Genomic DNA, 16268 nt, shown 5'->3' with positions numbered 1-16268 from the left:
GCTGGTCAGGCCGAGGCCCGATCCCCTTGCTGCTTGCGTTCTTCGCGGGCCATCGCAACGACGTCCTCAAGGCCATCCATCTGGGCGCTAGTGGGGAGCTCCAGGCAGTAGCCCGCTCCATACACCGTCTTGATGAACCGTGGCTTGCGGGGATCGGGTTCCAGCTTGGTCCGCAAGTGCCTGACATGCACACGGATGGTCTCAATGTCGTCATCAGGCTCGTAGCCCCAGACTTCCTTGAGGATCAACGAGGGAGCCACGGTCTGTCCGTGACGCTGGAGCAGACAGTGGAGAAGTTCGAACTCCAGGTGCGTGAGCCGCACGGGTTGATCGAACCAAATGGCTTCAAAGCGCTCGGGCACCAGGGTGAGGGGGCCGTAGCTGAGGATTTCGTTGTGATTGCTCGATCCAACGGGTGCACGATCACTGCGACGCAGCAAGGCCTTGACCCTGACCTGAAGCTCCTCCAGATCGAAGGGTTTGGTCAGGTAGTCATCGGCACCTGAATTGAAACCGCTGACTTTGTCCTTGGTGCCACCCAGAGCTGTAAGCATCAGGATCGGTATTCCCGCTGTGCGCTCATCTCGCCGCAGACGCTGACAAAGGGTGAGACCGTCCACCTTTGGCAGCATCAGATCCAGCAGGATCAGATCGGGGGTGTACTGGAGAGCAAGGGCCTGACCTTTGATGCCGTCGTCGGCGCGCTGCACGTCGAAACCACTGTGCTCCAGATGACCGCTCACCAGGTCGCGCATGTCCTGGTCATCTTCGATTAGCAGGATGCAAGGCTTCATTGGTTCGGCGGCAATGCGGCTGGAGAAAAAGGAGCGCTTGTCTGTCGGGATTAACGCTGAGCAGATTCTCTCAAGCTTTTCAAGTGTCTGCAGATTTTGGGTGGCGAGTCAGTGATGGGCTTGGTTGCAGGAGATCGTCTGCAGTGACAGCGATGTGAAGGCTTTTTTAGTTTTGTTTCTCGATCAGCTGTTTAGGAAGTCTTCCGCTTCGGGCAATCACCCGTCACGAAATTCCTTTTTTTGTCAATAAAAAAGCCACAGCATCTGCTGTGGCTTTAAAGCTCCCCGGGCGGGATTCGAACCTGCGACCAATCGATTAACAGTCGACCGCTCTACCGCTGAGCTACCGAGGAATGGCTCCCGGAGACCTTACCTCTCGAATGCGCCGCCCTGCAAGCGTCGTTGCAGTTCCCTTCCACTCGTCCAGGGGCCAATTCGACCATCGCGCATGCGGGCTGCACCGTCAGCGAAGCTCAACTCCCCCAGCCTGTGGGTGATCCAAAGGGCTGTGATCGGTTGGATAGCGTCTCTGCAAAGGCGTTGCACGGTATTCAGCACCGTGGTCTGACTCTCGGGGTCCAGCAGGGCGGTCGGCTCGTCTAGCAGCAGTAGGCCGGCGTCACTCGCCAGGGCTCCAGCGATGGCCAGGCGTTGTTTCTGGCCGCCGCTGAGGCTGTGAATGGGTCGGTTCTCCATCTCAGCGAGGCCGAACTGTTTCAGCAGGTCACGCACTGCGCTTTGGCGTTGCCTCCCCAGCCCTTGGGAGTCCATCCCGAGCATCAGGTCACTGCCGCAACTGGGAAGCAACAATTGATGGTCGGGGTTTTGAAAGACCAGAGCAGTTTTGGTTCGGCAGTGAATTTGTCCGCTCTGCGGTTCCAAAAGTCTTGAAATCAGGCGGAACAGGGTGCTTTTGCCGCTTCCGTTGCTTCCCACAAGCATCCATAGGCCAGGGCCTGGGATCACGAGGTTGCAGCGATCGAGGGCCTGATGGCCGTTCGGCCAACGATGGCTGACGGCCTCAACGCTTAGTTCAGCGGTGGCGGTTTCAGGAATCAAAGGAAAAGCCGGGTCGCTTGCTGCCACCCGTCGCTGAAGCCTTCTCATAAAGCTGAACAGCGAGAACCTCACTAACCAGCAGCGTCACTTTTTTCCCTTCCACTTTCTCGCAGGTGAGCTCCAGGAGACGGGGTTGGCTGTGGTCGATGGCTTGGCGGATCTGCTGATACAGCGCATCGGCATCAGCCAGTTCTTTCCGCTGGACAGACACAGGGAGAGGACTCATGCGCAGGGCCAGTTCGATGACGTACACAGCGTTGGAAAAGATCGATGCGTCATCTTCGCGGAGGGGGCGGCATCCCGTCGGTTCAGAAATGCGCATTTCTACTCATCCCTTGCAAATGGGTGCGGGGAGCCGCCCCATTTCGGCGATCCCCCCCTAGGCTCGCTCGTGTAACGGATCATGAAGCACCTCTCATGACGATCGCTGTAGGACGCGCGCCACAGCGGGGATGGTTCGACGTCCTCGATGACTGGCTCAAGCGCGACCGCTTCGTATTCATTGGCTGGTCTGGCATCCTTCTCCTTCCAACGGCCTACTTGGCCATTGGTGGCTGGCTGACCGGCACCACTTTCGTGACCTCCTGGTACACCCACGGCATTGCCTCCTCGTACCTGGAAGGTTGCAACTTCCTTACCGCTGCTGTGTCCACCCCCGCTGATGCGATGGGTCACAGCTTGCTTCTCCTCTGGGGCCCTGAAGCCCAAGGTGATTTTGTTCGCTGGTGTCAGCTCGGTGGTCTTTGGGCCTTCGTTGCTCTACACGGCGCCTTCGCTTTGATCGGCTTCATGCTTCGCCAGTTCGAGATTGCTCGTCTGGTTGGCATCCGCCCTTACAACGCCATCGCCTTCTCCGGTCCGATTGCGGTGTTCGTCAGTGTCTTCCTGATGTATCCCCTCGGCCAGAGCAGCTGGTTCTTCGCGCCCTCCTTCGGTGTGGCAGCGATCTTCCGCTTCCTCCTCTTCCTCCAGGGCTTCCATAACTGGACCCTGAATCCCTTCCACATGATGGGCGTCGCCGGCATCCTCGGCGGTGCACTGCTCTGCGCCATTCACGGCGCCACCGTGGAGAACACCCTGTTTGAGGACGGCGAGCAGGCCAACACCTTCAAGGCGTTTGAGCCCACTCAGGAAGAAGAGACCTATTCCATGGTCACCGCCAACCGCTTCTGGAGCCAGATCTTCGGTATCGCCTTCTCCAACAAGCGCTGGCTGCACTTCTTCATGCTGTTCGTGCCTGTGATGGGCCTGTGGACCAGCTCCATCGGCATCATCGGCTTGGCCCTCAACCTGCGCGCCTATGACTTCGTGTCACAGGAAATCCGCGCTGCAGAGGATCCCGAATTTGAGACCTTCTACACCAAGAACATCCTTCTGAATGAAGGTCTGCGTGCCTGGATGGCACCGGCTGACCAGCCGCACGAAAACTTCGTCTTCCCTGAAGAGGTTCTGCCCCGCGGCAACGCCCTTTGATCGCAAGAAGATTGTTTCCATCAACCGCCCAACAGGGCGGTTTTTTTTTTGGTTTATTGGTCGTCTTGAGCGGCAGTTAAACGAAGAGTGATGTCGACGCTGTCCTGTTGGGCAAGCAGTGCACGCATCAGCGCATCGATAAGAAGAATGATCCCAACCAGTTCCAGTGCTTCTTCGAGACCTGTGATGGCGCCATACCAGGGGCTATGCAGGCGGATCAGGCTCGATCGAACAGCAAAGCTGCCGATCATCTCCATGCCAATGGCTCCGCCTACATAGACGGCGCCTGAACGCAGCAACCCTGTTGCCGTTGCTCTGGGGATCGACCCGAGGAAGCTTCGAAATTTCCAGAGCATGATGAGGGCTAGGGCTGCGTAGGGCACCACCCAGGTGGATGCCAGGGCTGGGTGCACCTGGTGTCGTAGCCCTGGAATGATCAGGATCTCGTGAATCTGCAGTGCTTCGTCGAGTGCCAGAAAGATGAAAATCTTGGACAGCAAACGCCAGTCATCTCCTGCGTCGGGGTTGCTGTTGTGACCCAGTCGCTGCATCAACAGTGCTGATATCAGCAACAGAGAGCTGCTGAACAGGGTGGGCAGGTTGAGCTCCCGGTCCATGTTGAGGCTGTCGAGCCAATGCTTCTCCGCCCCGAAGCCATAAATGCCCACTTGAACGACGCAGTGGGCCACCAGAAACCCTGCGGTGATCGCCGTTAGTAGGTTGCGGACAGACCGGGGCGTGATGGGGATGATCCCTGCTTGGCTTTGGTCCGCTGCACTGGGTTGCTGAGTCACGATTGGCTTGTGTGCAGGACGAATATCGGCCCCGCTCTCCGGTTCTAAACCTCTGCTTAACCTGCGCTTCGCGCAAGAGACAGGTTGGTGGCAGTGATCTACACACGGGGTCGCGGCCTCAAGACCGCTGTTACCAGATTGTTTGTGGTGATTGCGGCGGCGTCTCTACTGACGGTGGTGGTGCAACTGGTGAGCACTTCGTCTGGCGGATCTTCCCTGGATCTCGGTTGGGTTGTCTTGGCGGGGGTGACTACGGCCGTGGCGATCTGGGCTGCCCGCTCCAAGTGGTTGCTGCGGTTGCTGTCGGTTGCCGATCCCTTGGCTCATCAAGGGCGTTCCCGCTCGGTATGGGGGCTCCTGGCTCTTGTGGTTTTGCTTGTGGTGGCGCTGAAGACCGGCTCGGCGGATCGTGATGCCTACAAAAATCTGGTGTTTGGCGAAGGGGGGCTGGTCGAGTGGAGCCAAGTGCTTGTCCTGGTGCTCGCCACCCGAGCGGCCTGGCTGATCGGCACTGATTTGAATGCACGTCTGGAGGAACGCCGACCTGGGCGCCTGTTCCAGATCGGTGCCGGATGCCTCGCCCTGGTCTTGATGGAGGAACTCGCCTGGGGTCAGGTGATCTTCAGTTGGCGGACCCCGCCCTTGTTGAACGAGATCAATGCCCAGAACGAGACGACCCTGCACAACATCGGTTGGTTTCAGGATCGACTGGATGTCGGCACGTTCTTCGCGACCCTTGGGGTTTTGGCTGTTGTGGTTTTGGCGCCTCGCTGGATGCGAGCTCTAACCAAACAGTGTTCGGAGCCGATGGCGGCCGTGACCAGGGCCCTCACCCCCGCTTCCTACAGCTGGCCGTTGTTCCTGGCGGTTTCTGCACTGGCGTTCTTCATTGCCACGCGGACCTTTTCCGACGTGATCCTCAACAGGGATCAGGAGTGGGGTGAGCTGGTGCTATACGCGTCGATCTATCTCTTGCTGCTGCGGACGCGGGTGCTGCTTGGCCCCGTGCAGGACGCTCCGTAACCTGCCCAAAATCCATCCAGGACGGCTGCATGCGTCGACCCAGCGGCATTGATGCGCCCTCCACGACACGGTGGCCACGCAACGTGTTGGCGATGGCGGGCCTGTTTGCCCTGATCTGCTTTGCGTTGCAGCTCTGGCGGCTGTTCAGCCTCAGCGCGACCTATGACCAAGCCCTGTTTCTGCAGGAACTCTGGGCCACCGCTCAGGGGCGGCCTTTTGAAAGCAGCCTTTCATCCGTGTTGTCCGGAGCGGTGGTGGTCGGCGATGGTCTTCCGTCCATCGATTACTTGCACTTGGGGCAGCATGCCAACGTCCTCACCGTGCTCATGGCCCCCCTGGTGGCTGTGTTCGGGATGTGGGCGCTTCCTTTGCTTCAGGTGGGGCTTCTCGCCGCCGCGGGGCTCGTGTTGTGGAGATTGGCCGACTCGCGACTGCCGCGCCCCTTGGCGGAGCGGATCACGCTGGCTTACTTCCTCAGTGGCGCGGTGATCGGTCCGGCCCTCGAGAACTTTCACGATCTGGTTTGGTTGCCTTTGTTGGCGTTCCTGGTGGTGGGAGGCCTGCTCGATGGCTGCCGTTGGCGAGTGTTGCTGTTTGGTGCCTTGTTGCTGTTGGTGCGAGAAGACAGTGGTTTGTTGCTGTTTTCACTCGGGCTTTGGGCCTTGGTCCGTCGTCCCGGTCAACGCATCACCGGCGCCCTGCTGATGCTCGTTTCCTTTGCGTGGGTTGTGTTGGTCACCGGATGGATTCAACCGATGGTGGACTCCTCCTTGTCGGATCGCTTTCTCAAGGAGAAGTTCGGCCATCTGGTGGACGATCCTTCGGGGGGAACCGTTGCTGTGCTTTGGGCGATGCTGCGCCAGCCCTTGGCCTTGCTAGACGCCTTGGTGTCGCCGCCGGGAGCAACCCTCGGCTTTGTGCTGGCGTTGAGCCTGCCGCTCGTGCTGGTGCCCTTGCTCTCGGTGGATGCGGCTTTGCTGATGTTGGCTCCGTTGCTGATTGCGTTGCTCTCCCAGGGGCGATCGGCGTTGTCGGTCACGCTGCGCTACGTGCTTGCCCTGGTACCCGGGCTCTATCTCGGTGCTGTGCTCTGGTGGCAACGGCACCCGGAGGTCTGGTCGAAGTTGTGGCTGCGTCGCTGTTGGACCGGGGCCCTGTCCCTTGGCCTTGTGCTCACGCTGGTGGCTAACCCGCATCGCACCTTTTCGGCCGTGATCCCCGACAGTTTTTCCCCTTGGGCCTATGTGTCACCGCAGCAAATGCTGGACCGCCGCCAGGCGGCTTCACAGGCTGTGGCTCTGATTCCAGCTAATGCCAGCGTTGCTGCGGATACGCCTGTGCTGCCGTTGTTGGCCCAGCGGGAGGCGGTGATTCGTTTCCCTCGGCATGCTCAGTACCGCGATCGCCAGGGACGCGTTCAACCGGTGGACTGGGTTGTCGCCCTGCCCGGTTACTACACGCCGTTGGCTGAGGTGTTCAAGGGTTCGCGCAACAAACAGCAGCGCATTAAGCGGGAACTGCGGAAGCTCAAGGAGTCGGGTGACTATCGCTTGGTGCATTGCCATGGCGGGGCTGTTGTTTTGCAGCGGCAGGGGCTCGACACAGCTCCAGGCCCGATGGCCAGCTCCGACAGGTCCAGTTCCTGTCCCTGGCTTGAGTAAGCAAGCTTTTTTGAACCTTTCGGCTCGATCCCCAGCCCGGGTCACTGGGATTGAGCAGCAGCACGTTCCAGGCCGCAGCGTCGTGGGCCATGCTCTGCTTTTTCTTGGGGAAGCTGATGATGGTGCGCTGGCTGAGCTGCGGTACCAGATAGCTGGTGGTGAGCACCGCGTCCTCTTGTTGGATCAGGACCTTGGCCTCGTGAACGGCCTGCAGCTGGGGCAGTCGGGCCAGGTAGGGCCCGGTGAAGAACCAGGGCTTGGCTAGCACGAGCCAGCAGGCCACAGCCCAGCACAGCATCCAGGGAAACGTCCGCTGGGGTTGGTGTTGCTGCTGCAGACCATCGATGCAGGCCGCCACGGCCACCACCGCCAGGGGCAGGCTGTAGTGATGCACCAGGGTCCGATAGCTGGCGGCCGCAGAGAGCAGATTCACCAGCACCAAGGGCAGCCCCATCAGCAGTGTGCTGACGGAGCCCCGACGCCACAGCCAGATGCAGGGCAGGCAGAGCAGCAGCAGGTATTCCGCACCACCGCTCCAATCAAGGCCACTGAGAACGGTGGTTGGATCGCCACCTAAATGGCTGAACATGCGTGATGCGGCTTTGGGCCCTTCGCCGTTCCGCAGCAGTGGATAGAGCCAACGGCTGAGGATGAGCAGCCATCCAATGCTTAGGCCGCCCGCCGCAAGGCTCCAGCGCCAACGCCGGCGCCACGCAAGATCGATGGCCATGCCGGATGTGATCAGCACAAGGCCATCGCGGCAGCCGAGCAGCAGCAGCAGCAGTGCCAACCAGAGCCGGGGGCGGCCTTCGCGTTCGGCCCAGAGCGCCAGAGCAAAGGCGGGCATCACCCAGGTTTCGGGATGGAAATCAAACAAAGCGGCGTTGAACACCACCGGCTGCAACCACCAGAGGCTGCAAGCCAGCCAGCAGCGTCGTCGCGATAACCCGGCTTGCTCAGCCAGCCACCAGATCGGCAGCGCTGTGAAGCTCAGGGCCAGGGCCTGACTGGCCAAGAGCCAATGCAGGCTGGGCAACATCCGATAGGCCCCCCCGGCCAAATACAGCATCCAAGCTCCGTGGTCGGCCAGCACATGCACCTGCTCCATCGAGGAGATCGGTGCGGCTCCAGATCCGATCAGCCAGGCCCATTGGTCGAACAGTCCGAGGTCGTAGGCATTGCTTTGGAGCAGGCCATGCCGCGCCGCCGCAACACCCCAGAGAAGCAGGCCCAGGCCTGCACTCAAGACCACCAGCAGCTGGGGGCAGCTAGGGGGGAGCGATGGTTGGGATTCAGCCCTGGGGGTGGAGCTCATCAATCGGAATCAGGTAGGTCTGGCTGCGCGGGTCCACCCAGGCGCCAGGGCTTGAATCCACCATCTCCCGCAGAATTCGTTGCCGCTGCTCCGGCATCGGCCGGTAGGTCTTGTCCCACACGAAGCTGCCGGCGAGATGGCTGGCTCCGGCCTTCTTCCAGCGCTGGATCCGCTCCGGTGTGAGTTGCTTGCTGGAGATCAGCCAGCCCTGACGGCGGGCCAGGTTGAGCAAGGTTGGATCGGTGCTGGTGACACTCACGATCCGTGCGTCGATCGGCAGATCCCTGCGGATGGTGAGGGCTAGGGGCATCCATGCCTGACGTTGCCGATGCTCCACGGCCCAGTAATCCAGCGAGAGCACCGTGAGACTCACCACCAGGGCAAGGTTGAGCAACAGCCGACGTTGCCAGCGGGGGCGATGCTCTTTCCAGGTCTGCCAGCCGAGGCCGATGAGCGGAGAGCTGAACAGAAGCAGCGGCAGCTGGTAATACTCATGAATCGTGCTTGAGCGCATGGTGGCGATTGTGCAGAGCAGAACGCCCAGCAGTCCGCTGATGGCGATCTGTCCGCCACCGCTGCGCCAGCTCGCCCTGAGGCCGAGCAGCAGGAAGGGCACTCCCACAAGTGCCAGGAGACGCAGGCCAATCCGCAGCAGAAGGTTGATCCAACCGTTGAGGTCCAACAGAAGACTGAGGCTGCTGCGATCGGCTCCCGACCCCCAGAACCCAAAGCTCAGGCCACTGGCTTGTCCCAGTTGATGGGCATGCCAGTACCAGCCGGCGATCGCCCCAAGGCTGGTGCTGATGTAAAACCAAAACCCTGGATGCCTTAGCAGTCGCATCAAGCGACTGAGCAGGGTTTGCCAAGGGGTGGCATGGTTCTGGGGGTTGGTGCTGAGTTGCACCATCAGCAGGGGAAGTCCCAGCCAGAGCAGGGGAATCACCTTGATCAAGCCCGCTGTGGTGAAGCAAAGCCAGCTCAGCGCTAGAGCCCATGGCAATCGTTGTTCACGCCAAAGGCTCAGGCTTTCCAGGGCCCCTGCGGCACAGAGCAGCAGCAGGGCTTCGGCTTGGAAGGCGCGCCCGAAATACACCCCCAAGGGTGCGATGGCAAAGGCCAAGCCAGCCCACCAACCGGCTTCGGGGCTAAACCAACGCCGGCCGAGTCGCATCACCAGCCAGATGGTCAGCCCGCTGCAGAGCACCGACAGACCGCGACCCAGCCATTCCTGCACGCCCATCAGGGTGTAGAGGCGGCTCACCAGAAAGGGGTAGATGGGAAATTCCGACTCCACAAAGCCGGCACTGGCCCCACTCCAGTCGATCTGAGGCAGCCAGATCGGTGTGCCCGCCTGGCTGAAATGCCTAGCCATGGCTGCCGTGTCGGCCTGCCGCCAGCTGTGAATGCCGAGCACCGGCATCCAGATCTGCACCAGCCGCAGCAGGCTTCCCAGGCCGATGGGCAGCCAGGCCGGCCTAGGGGCTATTCCAGACAAAGCGGGATGAAGCCGCATAGTTCCAGACGTAGACGACAACAATGCCCGCTAATTGGGCCCAGAGCGCATGGGCCTGGATCAGGGTGTAAAAACTGGTGGCCAGGCCGACGTTGGCAAGTGCCGGCAGGGAGGCCACCAGCAGGAACTTCAGCAACCCCCGGATCAGGTGCCGTCCGCTCTGACGCCGATCGCGAAAAGTGAGAGCGTTGTTTACCAGATAGTTCGAGCTTGCTGCTGTGATCACGGCCACTGGCAGAGCCTGCTGAAACGAGAGGTTGAGCAGGCCCATCAGCAGAGCGGTGGACATCAGCTGAACCACCACACCCGAGGCGCCAACAAGCCCGAAGCTGATCGCCCGCCGCGGCAGCAGCCGCAGGGTTGCGGTGTGAATCAGGGACACCAGGAAGTCCCAGAGGATGGCGAGGTCGAGCTTGGAGTTGCCATGCAAACGCGGCTGAAAGCTCAGCGGGATTTCACCCACCTGCAGGCGGCCGCTGCTGATCGCCAGGAGCTCGTAGAAGAATTTGAAGCCGTTGACGTCCACCTGGCGCACCAGCGGTAGACAGCTGTTGAGCCGCAGCACCATGAATCCGCTCATGCAATCGGTCAGGTGCCGATAGGACCTTGGAAGACTCCAACGGGCCAGACGGTTGGCGAGGGTGGAACCATCGGTGCGTCGATCACTGAGGCCGCGAATTTCGGAGTGGTCCAGGAATCGGCTCCCCGCGACCAAATCCAGGTCGTCGCGTTCAAGCAGCTGCACTGCCTCCCCAACGGAACTGGGCTCGTGCTGGCCATCGCTATCCATCACCACGGCGGTGGAATAGAGGGCTGCGATGAGTCCTTCTTTGATGGCGCTGGCGAGTCCGGAGCGTCCCACCCGCTGAATGATCCGGATCCTGGGGTCCTGACGGGCCAGACTGCGCACCAGATCAGGGGTCCCGTCCCGGGAATCGTCATCGACGACCAGGATCTCGAGCGGATGATCGGTCCCCAGCCGCAACAGTGATTCGATCACCTGGCGGATCGACCCGCCTTCGTTGAAAGTGGGCAGCACGATGGACAGGCCGCTGTGGCTTGTCTGTCCTTCACGTTCCGCGGTGGACGACACAGTGCGCTCCAGTCCGGCTCAGGCTACCGACAGTCGGCCAGGCTCCACTGCCCCGTTTGGCCCTCGATGATGCAGTTCTCCTGAGGTTTGTCGCTGAGACGCCGACTCCTTCCACCTTTGAAACGCGGGATACGTTGTTCGGCGTACCAGTTCAGGCTGGGACGTTCGTCGTAGCCCTTCAGAGTTAACTCAGTTCCAGAGTTGTCTCGGGCTAAGGCTGCAACGGGTCGCACTGGCCAGGTTTCGTTGAGTTCCCACAACCACAGTGGGGAGTGAAACAGCAGGGCCAGAGCCGCCACATTGCCGCAGGCCAGGCTGATCACCCCGAGGCGCCGTTGACCCGGGGAGGCGGATCGCAGCCACCATCCGCCGCTACACCAGCCGAGGCCCAGTACGGCCGCTAGTCCGCGATAGGGCGCAAGGCTGCTGCCGATGTTGCTGAAACTGCTCAGCCACAGCAGCAGGAGGAGCAGGCCGAGTCCGCACCAAAACGATGGAAGCTGCAACAGCAGCCAGCGGCAGGGTGGCCTTGGGCTGTCCGGTGAAACTGAATCCGGTGAAACTGAAGACGAGGAGGGTCGCTCCACCAGCCAGACCAGCAGCGGCGCGCAGAGGAGGGCGATCGGCAGCCAGAGCGGGTGGCTGTACCAGGGAAGCTGGGTGCGTAGCGGCAGAATTGCTCCAGCCAGGGTGAGCAGGCTGGCCAGTGACCATCGTCCCCAGCGGCTCTGGCGCCACCGCCAGGCCCAGATCAGGGCAAAGGGCACCAGGGGCAACCAGGGCCAGCCCCCCTCCACGATTTCGATCACGGGGACTCGCCACCCCAGATCACTGCCTTCGCCTGCATCCAGCAGAACCCGCCCTGCGCCATCACCACCCCAGAGCCAGAGCGCCTCGGCCCCCCGGATGTGGGCATGCCACAGATGCCAGCCCATTCCCGGTACCAGCCCCAGCATGAACCCAGTGCAAGCCGTGGCACGGTTGTTCCAGGCTTTCCATTCCTGGCCCCAGACCAGCGCCAGGCCGGCGGCCACGGCCGAGGGCACCAGCAGGGGTGCCTTGAGCAGCAGCATCGCGCTGGCCATCAGGCCGGCCACCACTCCCCAGAGGCCGCTCCATCGGCTTTGGTTGAGTTGCAGCAAGGCCAACCACAGCAGAGCCATGGCCGTCAGCTGCGTGCCATCCAGCATGGCCAGGCGTCCGTGCCGAGCCACTGGGAGCAGCGATAGCAGGATCACGCTGGTGGCGATGGCGCTGGAGCGATCTCCAGGCCGCAGCGTCCATTGCAGCCAACCTCCGAGGGGGACCACCAAGCAAGACAGCAAGGCCGGCGCCAGCCGGATGGTCCACTCCGAGGGGAGCTGGTTGGGCTGCGTCGTCGCGCCGATCACCAGTGCGATCAGGCTGTGCAGTCCTGGTGCCTTGTTGAGGTACGGCGCGCCCCAGAGGGTGGGCAGCAACGGGGCTTCACCGAGTCCGTGGCGAACTTCGAGGGCCACCCTTGCCACGGTGGCCTCATCGAAGTCCCGTAGGGGGAGATCCCCGAGGCCAATCAGAGCAAGAACGGCAGCGACAAAGCCGAGACCAATCAATGCGATCCAGGGGGCTGAGTCAGGAGCTGAGCCGGAGCGCATGGGTGCTCCTCATCGCATCAAAAACTGAGTATGGTCCGGGTGTTCAGGATGCAGCGACGTGGAGTGGTGAATGCTTCCTTCGGGAAGCGAACACAATTCCGAAGGCGTGGCCGGCATTCACAATCCTTCAGGAGGAGGTGTCCATGATTTCCAGTTGTTTGATTCAGGGTCTGCTGATCGCGGAGAACGCCGGCTGAACGGCGCCTTCTGACTGATCATCCGGTTCCGCGGCAAAAGCGGACCCGGCGAGAGCCCCCGCTCGGTTTACCGGACGGGGGCATCGTTTTTAAGAGCCCTCTGCTCGGCCCAAACAGTCGTCGTTGATACATGTCGATGTAAAGACCGGCACAAGTCGACTTGGATGTTCGATGGCTGCCTCTCAAAATCTGGAGATGGCGTAGTTGCGCCTATTTCCTGTGTGAGGAATTCAATGAAGCTTTTCCAGCAACTGCTGGTGGCTCCTGCCGCCCTTGGCCTTCTGGCCAGTGGCGCTAATGCCGCCGAGCTGAACATCAACGGCGTTTCTGATTACGCGGCTTCCGCTGATCAGGTGACCAGCGTCACCCAGTTCTCCGACGTCTACCCCACCGACTGGGCCTATCAGGCTCTGGCGAACCTGGTGGAGCAGTACGGCTGCGTGGCTGGCTACCCCAACGGCACCTTCCGTGGCAACCGGGCCATGACCCGCTACGAAGCGGCTGCCCTGTTGAACGCTTGCCTCGACCGGATCACTGAAGTGACCGACGAGCTGCGTCGCCTGCTCAAGGAATTCGAAACCGAGCTGGCCATCCTCAAGGGTCGCGTTGACGGCCTCGAGGCTCGTGTTGGCGAACTGGAAGCAACCCAGTTCTCCACCACCACCAAGCTGAAGGGTAAGGCTGACTGGGTCTTTGGTGCTGCCAAATTCCACGGCGACGGCAGCGATGCCGCCGCAGCTCTTGAAGGTGGTACTTCCTTCAGCTACAACCTGGCGTTGAACCTGGAGACCAGCTTCACCGGTAAGGACCTGCTCTACACCCGCCTGCGTGCAGGCAACATGAGCAACGTCTACGGCGGCAACGGCATCTTTGCCCAGGAGTACGGCTTTAACTCCGACAACGCCGTGGTTGTCAACCGTATGTACTACAGCTTCCCCATCGGTGATGACTTCACCGTGGTTGGCGGCCCCATGGTCCGTATGGACGACATGCTGCCGGTGTGGCCTAGCGCCTATCCGTCTGCCATGACGTATGACTTCTTCACCTACGCCGGCGCGCCTGGTGCTTATAACCTGGCTCTCGGCGCTGGTGCTGGTGTGTACTGGAAGTCCGATGACTTCAGCATCTCCACCAGCTACCTGTCGATCAACGGCAACGACAGCAACCCCAACACGGGTGGCATCGGAACCAATGGTGCAGGCTTCAGTGCCACAACTCAGCTTGCTTACGCTCCTGAGAACTGGGGTATCGCTGCTGCTTACACCAAGGCCTCCAGCGAAAACGGCGTTGGCCTCTACCAGGGCAATGCCAACTATGAAGCTGCTGCCATCTCCTACGTCGGTGGCCAGTCCAACTCCGTTGGCCTGAGTGCCTGGTGGACCCCTGAAGATTCCGGCTGGATTCCTTCCATCAGTGCCGGCTACGGCGGCACCTGGCTCGAAGCCAACAACGGCACCGACGCCTACACCAACTCCTGGTATGTGGGTCTCGAGTGGGATGACGTCTTCCTGGAAGGAAACTCCTTCGGTATGGCCGTCGGCCAGCCCACCTACATCGTGTCTGTCGACGACGACGACTACACCGAAGGTGCTGGCTACGCCTGGGAATTCTTCTACAAGTTCCAGGTCACCGACAACATCACCGTCACCCCTGCCATCACCTACCTGAGCAAGCCCTTCCCTTCTCAGGACTCCAGTGGCTTGAACGCCATGAGCGGTCTGATCAAGACTCAGTTCAAGTTCTGATCACTGGTTCCGAGGCTCTTTATGGAGTCTCAATCCATTCAGAAATTTCAGCTCTCCACTTCGGTGGGGAGCTTTTTTTTGCGGCTTAACGCTTGGTAGATGGTCTTAACCGATACCTAAACAACTCTTGAGTTGCCCTTACTGCCAGGGCGAAGTCGTGCCCATAGCGTGAGTCCGCTGGCATGTCTTGCCGGCACTTTTCTCTTGGTGTGAGAACCCAAATGAAGCTTTTCCAGCAACTGCTGGTGGCTCCTGCTGCCCTTGGCCTTCTGGCCAGTGGCGCTAATGCCGCCGAGCTGAACATCAACGGCGTTTCTGATTACGCCTCTTCCGCTGATCAGGTGACCAGCGTCACCCAATTCTCCGACGTCTACCCCACCGACTGGGCTTATCAGGCTCTGGCGAACCTGGTGGAGCAGTACGGCTGCGTGGCCGGCTACCCCAACGGCACCTTCCGTGGCAACCGGGCCATGACCCGCTACGAAGCGGCTGCCCTGCTGAACGCTTGCCTCGACCGGATCACTGAAGTGACCGACGAGTTGCGTCGCCTGCTCAAGGAATTCGAAACCGAGCTGGCCATCCTCAAGGGTCGCGTTGACGGCCTCGAGGCCCGTGTTGGCGAACTGGAAGCAACCCAGTTCTCCACCACCACCAAACTCAAAGCCAAAACCGTCTGGGTCGCTGGTGCGACACGCGCCAAAGGTGACAACTACAACACGGGTGGCGAGAAAGGTGCACGTGATGCCTACAACGCTGATTACGGCGGCTTCTCCTTCAGCTACGACCTCCGTCTTGGCCTGAAGACCTCCTTCAGCGGTAAGGATCTGCTCTACACCCGCCTGCGTGCGGGCAACATGGGCGACACCAGCGTGTGGGACGGCAACGGCGTCAGCTTGAACAAACTCGACACTGCTGCTCCTGGCGGCAACATCGTCGAGATTGATCGTATCTACTACCGCTTCCCCCTCGGCGACAGCTTCACCATCCAGGTCGGTCCTCTGACCCGGAACACCGAGATGATGGGCTACAAGGCCACGGCTTACGCCAAAGGCGGCACCAAAATCCTCGATTTCTTCGGTGGTTCCCTGGGTACCCCCGGCGTCTGGAACAAGGAAACCGGTGGTGGCTTCGGTGCCGTCTACAGCAACAAGAAGCAGGTGGAGAAGGGCAACCCCTACTTCACCGTCGCTGCGAACTACGTTGCTGACTCCGGTGAGGCCAATGACAGCAACCCCAACACGGGTGGCTTCATGACCGACAACTCTGAAGGCAACATCACCACTCAGATTGCCTATGGCAACAAGCAGTGGGGCTTTGCCGCCGGTTATCGCTACGGCCAGTGCGGCGCCAAGTTCCGCACCGGTACGGAGTATGCCGTTGGCGACAAGTTCGGCACCCCTTGCACCGTTACTAACGCTGATGGTGAAAGCGTGCGCTCCGGTGCACAAAGCAACAGCGTCTCGCTGCATGGCTTCTGGCGTCCCGAAGATTCTGGTTGGATGCCTTCCATCAGCGCTGGTGTGGGTAAGTCCTTCCTGAGCGGCAATAGCGATTGGGATGACGCCACCAACAAGCGCGGCATGGCCAGCTGGATGGTGGGCCTCACCTGGAACGATGTCCTTCTTGAAGGCAATGCTCTGGGTTATGCCGTGGGTCAGCCCCAGTTCGTTTACGACGTCGAGGATGGCTTTGTGGCTGATGGCGGTTACGCCATGGAGCTCTGGTACAGCTTCCAGGTCACCGACAACATCCAGATCACCCCAGCCATCTACTGGCTCAGCCGTCCTTTCGGTGACGAAACCCAGAACGTCAATGGCGACTACAAGTCCCTCGGCGTCTTCGGTGGCCTGGTTCAGACCACCTTCAAGTTCTGATCTCTTGGCCTGATCTTGGTTGGGCCATCAGAACAGCTTCCCTCACACACACATCAAGCCCTTCCCTGCGGAGGGCTTTTTTTATGGTTGTTC

Annotated in this window: 13 protein-coding genes, 1 tRNA gene and 1 pseudogene; 6 read left to right on the top strand and 9 right to left on the bottom strand. The window is 60.7% G+C overall.

The genetic code is table 11. The features are described 5' to 3' along the window. Positions 1 to 5: 5 nt before the first annotated feature. From FZZ92_RS04745 to FZZ92_RS04730, 4 genes are all read right to left on the bottom strand, one after another. Entirely contained in the window at positions 6 to 794 is a 789-nt protein-coding gene (locus FZZ92_RS04745) for a response regulator transcription factor (protein ID WP_115024390.1), read from the bottom strand. Between the two features lie 281 nt (positions 795 to 1075). Next, positions 1076 to 1147 (bottom strand) — tRNA-Asn (locus FZZ92_RS04740). Between the two features lie 16 nt (positions 1148 to 1163). Continuing rightward, on the bottom strand, positions 1164 to 1901 hold the full coding sequence (locus FZZ92_RS04735; protein ID WP_226422715.1) for an ABC transporter ATP-binding protein: 738 nt from the start codon (positions 1899 to 1901) through the stop codon (positions 1164 to 1166). Then, entirely contained in the window at positions 1843 to 2106 is a 264-nt protein-coding gene (locus FZZ92_RS04730) for a hypothetical protein (protein ID WP_115095001.1), read from the bottom strand. The genes FZZ92_RS04735 and FZZ92_RS04730 overlap by 59 nt, the downstream gene beginning before the upstream one ends. Before the next feature lie 164 nt (positions 2107 to 2270). On the opposite strand from FZZ92_RS04730, the gene psbD reads away from it, so the two are divergent. Then, the gene (gene psbD / locus FZZ92_RS04725) at positions 2271 to 3326 is read left to right on the top strand and encodes a photosystem II D2 protein (photosystem q(a) protein) (protein ID WP_166018486.1); all 1056 of its coding nucleotides are present in this window, start codon (positions 2271 to 2273) and stop codon (positions 3324 to 3326) included. 53 nt (positions 3327 to 3379) lie between these two features. Here the strand turns inward: psbD and FZZ92_RS04720 are convergent, their stop codons facing one another. Continuing rightward, complete coding sequence (locus FZZ92_RS04720) at positions 3380 to 4120, bottom strand: hypothetical protein (protein ID WP_226422714.1); 741 nt, start codon at positions 4118 to 4120, stop codon at positions 3380 to 3382. 87 nt (positions 4121 to 4207) lie between these two features. Between FZZ92_RS04720 and FZZ92_RS04715 the strand changes: the two genes are divergently transcribed. Further along, positions 4208 to 5143 (top strand): hypothetical protein, encoded by a 936-nt coding sequence (locus FZZ92_RS04715; protein ID WP_226399062.1) that lies wholly within the window; start codon positions 4208 to 4210, stop codon positions 5141 to 5143. Positions 5144 to 5172: 29 nt separating this feature from the next. Continuing rightward, positions 5173 to 6663 (top strand): annotated as a pseudogene (locus FZZ92_RS04710) (DUF2079 domain-containing protein); the annotation flags it as partial. A 7-nt stretch (positions 6664 to 6670) separates the two neighbouring features. Here the strand turns inward: FZZ92_RS04710 and FZZ92_RS04705 are convergent. The 4 genes from FZZ92_RS04705 to FZZ92_RS04690 are packed head-to-tail and all read right to left on the bottom strand — an operon-like array spanning position 6671 to position 12359. Continuing rightward, positions 6671 to 8119, bottom strand: a complete 1449-nt coding sequence (locus FZZ92_RS04705; RefSeq protein WP_226422713.1) for a DUF2079 domain-containing protein — start codon at positions 8117 to 8119, stop codon at positions 6671 to 6673. Beyond that, positions 8097 to 9632 (bottom strand): glycosyltransferase family 39 protein, encoded by a 1536-nt coding sequence (locus tag FZZ92_RS04700; protein ID WP_226422712.1) that lies wholly within the window; start codon positions 9630 to 9632, stop codon positions 8097 to 8099. The genes FZZ92_RS04705 and FZZ92_RS04700 overlap by 23 nt, the downstream gene beginning before the upstream one ends. Then, entirely contained in the window at positions 9595 to 10725 is a 1131-nt protein-coding gene (locus FZZ92_RS04695; RefSeq protein WP_226422711.1) for a glycosyltransferase family 2 protein, read from the bottom strand. The genes FZZ92_RS04700 and FZZ92_RS04695 overlap by 38 nt, the downstream gene beginning before the upstream one ends. A gap of 23 nt (positions 10726 to 10748) precedes the next feature. Further along, a complete protein-coding gene (locus FZZ92_RS04690) occupies positions 10749 to 12359 on the bottom strand; it encodes a glycosyltransferase family 39 protein (RefSeq protein WP_226422710.1) in 1611 nt (536 codons plus the stop codon). Between the two features lie 70 nt (positions 12360 to 12429). Here FZZ92_RS04690 and FZZ92_RS04685 point away from each other — a divergent pair, with 70 nt between their 5' ends. The 3 genes from FZZ92_RS04685 (at position 12430) to FZZ92_RS04675 (ending at position 16175) form a co-directional block, all read left to right on the top strand. Next, the gene (locus tag FZZ92_RS04685; RefSeq protein WP_226409869.1) at positions 12430 to 12570 is read left to right on the top strand and encodes a hypothetical protein; all 141 of its coding nucleotides are present in this window, start codon (positions 12430 to 12432) and stop codon (positions 12568 to 12570) included. Between the two features lie 219 nt (positions 12571 to 12789). Continuing rightward, a complete protein-coding gene (locus FZZ92_RS04680) occupies positions 12790 to 14301 on the top strand; it encodes an iron uptake porin (protein WP_226422709.1) in 1512 nt (503 codons plus the stop codon). Positions 14302 to 14522: 221 nt separating this feature from the next. Continuing rightward, on the top strand, positions 14523 to 16175 hold the full coding sequence (locus FZZ92_RS04675; protein ID WP_115025403.1) for an iron uptake porin: 1653 nt from the start codon (positions 14523 to 14525) through the stop codon (positions 16173 to 16175). The last annotated feature ends 93 nt before the right edge of the window (positions 16176 to 16268 follow it).

The sequence above is a fragment of the Synechococcus sp. MU1611 genome (assembly GCF_020514255.1).
GTDB lineage: Bacteria > Cyanobacteriota > Cyanobacteriia > PCC-6307 > Cyanobiaceae > Parasynechococcus.
Note: the sequence above shows the minus strand (reverse complement) of the source record. Positions and strands in the feature narration are given on the sequence as shown.

What these genes read in the sequence shown, in the direction of transcription:
- FZZ92_RS04700 (WP_226422712.1), bottom strand. Translation starts at nt 9,632, where the DNA reads ATGCGGCTTCATCCCGCTTTGTCTGGAATAGCCCCTAGGCCGGCCTGG.
- FZZ92_RS04685 (WP_226409869.1), top strand. Translation starts at nt 12,430, where the DNA reads ATGCTTCCTTCGGGAAGCGAACACAATTCCGAAGGCGTGGCCGGCATT.
- psbD (WP_166018486.1), top strand. Translation starts at nt 2,271, where the DNA reads ATGACGATCGCTGTAGGACGCGCGCCACAGCGGGGATGGTTCGACGTC.
- FZZ92_RS04745 (WP_115024390.1), bottom strand. Translation starts at nt 794, where the DNA reads ATGAAGCCTTGCATCCTGCTAATCGAAGATGACCAGGACATGCGCGAC.
- FZZ92_RS04690 (WP_226422710.1), bottom strand. Translation starts at nt 12,359, where the DNA reads ATGCGCTCCGGCTCAGCTCCTGACTCAGCCCCCTGGATCGCATTGATT.
- FZZ92_RS04675 (WP_115025403.1), top strand. Translation starts at nt 14,523, where the DNA reads ATGAAGCTTTTCCAGCAACTGCTGGTGGCTCCTGCTGCCCTTGGCCTT.
- FZZ92_RS04705 (WP_226422713.1), bottom strand. Translation starts at nt 8,119, where the DNA reads ATGAGCTCCACCCCCAGGGCTGAATCCCAACCATCGCTCCCCCCTAGC.
- FZZ92_RS04735 (WP_226422715.1), bottom strand. Translation starts at nt 1,901, where the DNA reads ATGAGAAGGCTTCAGCGACGGGTGGCAGCAAGCGACCCGGCTTTTCCT.
- FZZ92_RS04680 (WP_226422709.1), top strand. Translation starts at nt 12,790, where the DNA reads ATGAAGCTTTTCCAGCAACTGCTGGTGGCTCCTGCCGCCCTTGGCCTT.